Genomic DNA, 2,797 nt, shown 5'->3' on the forward strand with positions numbered 1-2,797 from the left:
CCAGACCCCTTAGTCGGCAAAGCCTCCAGACCGCTCACGCGGCATCCTCCGATGGCGTCGGAGCGCCCGTCAGATTGCGCCGACGAGCTGCCTGCGCACGTACTCGCTGCGGCTGAGATGGTAGCGTCTTGCGGTCTCGGTGACCTTCTCGAGCTGGCTCTTGGGCATCTTCACGGTCATGCTGACCATCTCCTCGTCGCTCGTCTGCAGCATATGCAGACCGTAATGGACGGGGCCGCATATGCCGTGGCCCTCTTCTTCGGACTCCAGCCGCCGCTCGTCCTCCAGCACCTGCTCCACGCTCATGCCGACCATCTCCAGCAGCTCCCTGTCACGCTCGCCAAAACCGTTCATCACATGCTCCTTTCCCCGCGCAGGCGGCTTATTTCGCTTCGCGTCTTCTTCGTCGGCGGGGTCATGGCGTGGTAGATCACCACGATGTCACCACGCTGCCGGTAGACCATCTCCACGTCCCTGCCGCGCCCGTCGAGTCCGATGCAGACCCATGTGTCGTTGCTTCTGCGCGCGTCCACCATGACGCTCCTGAACGCCGTCAGCACGTCGGCGGCGGACAATTCCGGATGCCTCTCGTGCACGCGGTCGAGCACGCAAATCTTCAACTCCGCACCTCCAAAGATTGAGTAACACCAGCATAACACCGAAATCACACCAGCGTCTGATGCGAAAAACAACGGCCGCGTGAGCGGTCTGGAGGCTTTGCCGACTAAGGGGTCTGGGTCTCCCGAGCAAGCCATTGAGCGGAGCGAAATGAGGGAATGTGGCCACATTCCCGTCGCTTGCTACTACCGAACAAGTGGCCAACCTGGCCAAACATTTACTTCTCAAATCAGTTCTAGATTTTGAATATCCTGTACTGCTAAAATTTTTGATACGGGCGAAGAGAAGGAATGAAGGATTCGTAGAAAAATGAAAAAGATAAAGAAAATATCAGCAATAACTGCTTCCATAATCGCTGCGGCATCTTTAACCATCAGTCTAGCGCCTGCAACGTATGCTGACGAACTTACTAACAATTCACCATCAAATTCTACAGAGCAGGCCTGTTACGACGGAGAGAGCAGATGCGCCACTGTTATCATTCATGAAGACAGCGTTGTCATCAACGGTAAGAGCTATTCACAAAAAGAATTTAATGAACTACTGGATTCTGTCGTATATGAAGAAGATAGAGTAGCCGCTCCAGCCGCAGGAATTTACTTTATACCAGAAATTGGTGAGGTTGCTATTACCGTAACCGGAGTAATAATTGTCGGTGGCGCAGTGATCTTGGCTACTTCATGGGTAGGTAAGCGGATTCTTCAATGGTTTGCCGAACATAAGAAAAATGCGCGTAAAAGTACGCATGACAAGCATACGAAGCCAAGACCTGGACGACAGGAAAAGAAAAAGTGCAAGCCCGGATGGAAGCGATGCAAGTAGCAGACTTTTCTCATGGGGGTGAGATATGAGCACCAACCTGGATTCCTGGGGTTCTTTGCTGGAGATTCGCCACACCTATAGCGCCGAGGATGCCTTCTGCGTCGCGTATCGCATCAAGAAGGTCGATGATGGCCATCTATATCTAACTTTGGATGCCAACGGTGCGCCGGACTCCATCGAATGGGTAGCGGATAGCTGCATTGCCGACGAACAACAAAGTTCGCCATATCTGAGCTATTGCGAATTTAACCATAGGAATTATTCGCCCGATAGCGACGTAGAGGGGTTCGTACCGCAGATAGATGCGTGCGTCCAATCGGCCAGCTCACTTGACGATTTACTGCGCTGGAGCAAGTCGGAACAGCAACTCATCACCGTGTTGAGTGATTCACCTGAAGATGATTACTACTTTTACAGCATGATCCATGAGATCTCATCAGAGGAATTTTCGGTACGGGAGTTCGATCTCAACGAGTTTGCATTCGATACAGAGTTGAAAGTATGGGACAAGAACCGTGTCGCGTGCATCTCCCTGGTATCGCAGCAGGGATTACGGCTGCGCCACTATCTGAAATCCCTGCACGCAATCTAATATGCAGCCACGCCAAATGCGCTCTACCAATTCCAGGATGCTGATGGGAGGGAGTGAGGGAGAGCAGTGAGGGCTTGCCCTTGCGGACAAGCGAGAAAAAACGACCCTGACGGTCGGTCGGTCGGTCGATTGTTCGTTCTCGGCGGGTGTCATTGTCTGTTGTCCCGCGGCGCGGCATGTCTCCACGACGCTTTCCCATCGAAGAACGATTTCGGTGCGGTCGGCCTGCCCCGATTGTGCCCGCACTGGCCTTGGAGTCTGTTTGAGTAATGCCCATCAAAGGGCGACTGTCGTTGAGCGCGACCCGACCTTTTCAGCCGGTGGCGGTGAACCCAGCGGGGCGGTTTATCGTGGCGGCTGCCCAAGAACTCCACGGTCATCAGACACACACGAATGACATTTCGCATCAACCGTGATAGACTGACTATCGTATTATCTCTTTGCTCCCGATGGTATCACCATCGGGAGTTTTTTTGTTCGCTTCCGTGTCGTGTCGCACACGCCTTAATGAGAACGGGCGACGGATACCGAACACTTTACATGTGACCTTACAGACGTAGCAAGTGACGCGAACGTATATACATTCGCTCTTTTCGCCGTGCGAAAAGACTTGCTCGGGAGACCCAGACCCCTTAGTCGGCAAAGCCTCCAGACCGCTCACGCGGCATCCTCCGATGGCGTCGGAGCGCCCGTCAGATTGCGCCGACGAGCTGCCTGCGCACGTACTCGCTGCGGCTGAGATGGTAGCGTCTTGCGGTCTCGGTG

The 2,797-nt window shown here is 53.9% G+C and carries 4 protein-coding genes; 2 read left to right on the top strand and 2 right to left on the bottom strand.

The features are described from left to right. Nucleotides 1-69: 69 nt before the first annotated feature. Both AC1AWK_RS07625 and AC1AWK_RS07630 read right to left on the bottom strand, forming a co-directional pair. Nucleotides 70-354 (bottom strand): CopG family transcriptional regulator, encoded by a 285-nt coding sequence (locus tag AC1AWK_RS07625; RefSeq protein WP_476569751.1) that lies wholly within the window; start codon nt 352-354, stop codon nt 70-72. Further along, nucleotides 354-620 carry a hypothetical protein gene (locus AC1AWK_RS07630; protein WP_476569753.1) on the bottom strand — a complete coding sequence of 89 codons (267 nt, stop codon included), beginning with the start codon at nt 618-620 and terminating at the stop codon, nt 354-356. The genes AC1AWK_RS07625 and AC1AWK_RS07630 overlap by 1 nt, the downstream gene beginning before the upstream one ends. Before the next feature lie 307 nt (nt 621-927). On the opposite strand from AC1AWK_RS07630, the gene AC1AWK_RS07635 reads away from it, so the two are divergent. Both AC1AWK_RS07635 and AC1AWK_RS07640 read left to right on the top strand, forming a co-directional pair. Then, complete coding sequence (locus AC1AWK_RS07635; RefSeq protein ID WP_476569755.1) at nt 928-1,440, top strand: hypothetical protein; 513 nt, start codon at nt 928-930, stop codon at nt 1,438-1,440. A 25-nt stretch (nt 1,441-1,465) separates the two neighbouring features. After that, nucleotides 1,466-2,032: a hypothetical protein gene (locus AC1AWK_RS07640; protein ID WP_476569756.1), complete on the top strand. Its 567-nt coding sequence runs from the start codon at nt 1,466-1,468 to the stop codon at nt 2,030-2,032. Nucleotides 2,033-2,797 lie beyond the last annotated feature (765 nt).

Source organism: Bifidobacterium sp. LH_491, assembly GCF_056356495.1.

Excerpts from the sequence above, each read along its gene's own strand:
- AC1AWK_RS07625 (WP_476569751.1), bottom strand. The coding sequence starts at position 354 with ATGAACGGTTTTGGCGAGCGTGACAGGGAGCTGCTGGAGATGGTCGGC.
- AC1AWK_RS07635 (WP_476569755.1), top strand. The coding sequence starts at position 928 with ATGAAAAAGATAAAGAAAATATCAGCAATAACTGCTTCCATAATCGCT.
- AC1AWK_RS07640 (WP_476569756.1), top strand. The coding sequence starts at position 1,466 with ATGAGCACCAACCTGGATTCCTGGGGTTCTTTGCTGGAGATTCGCCAC.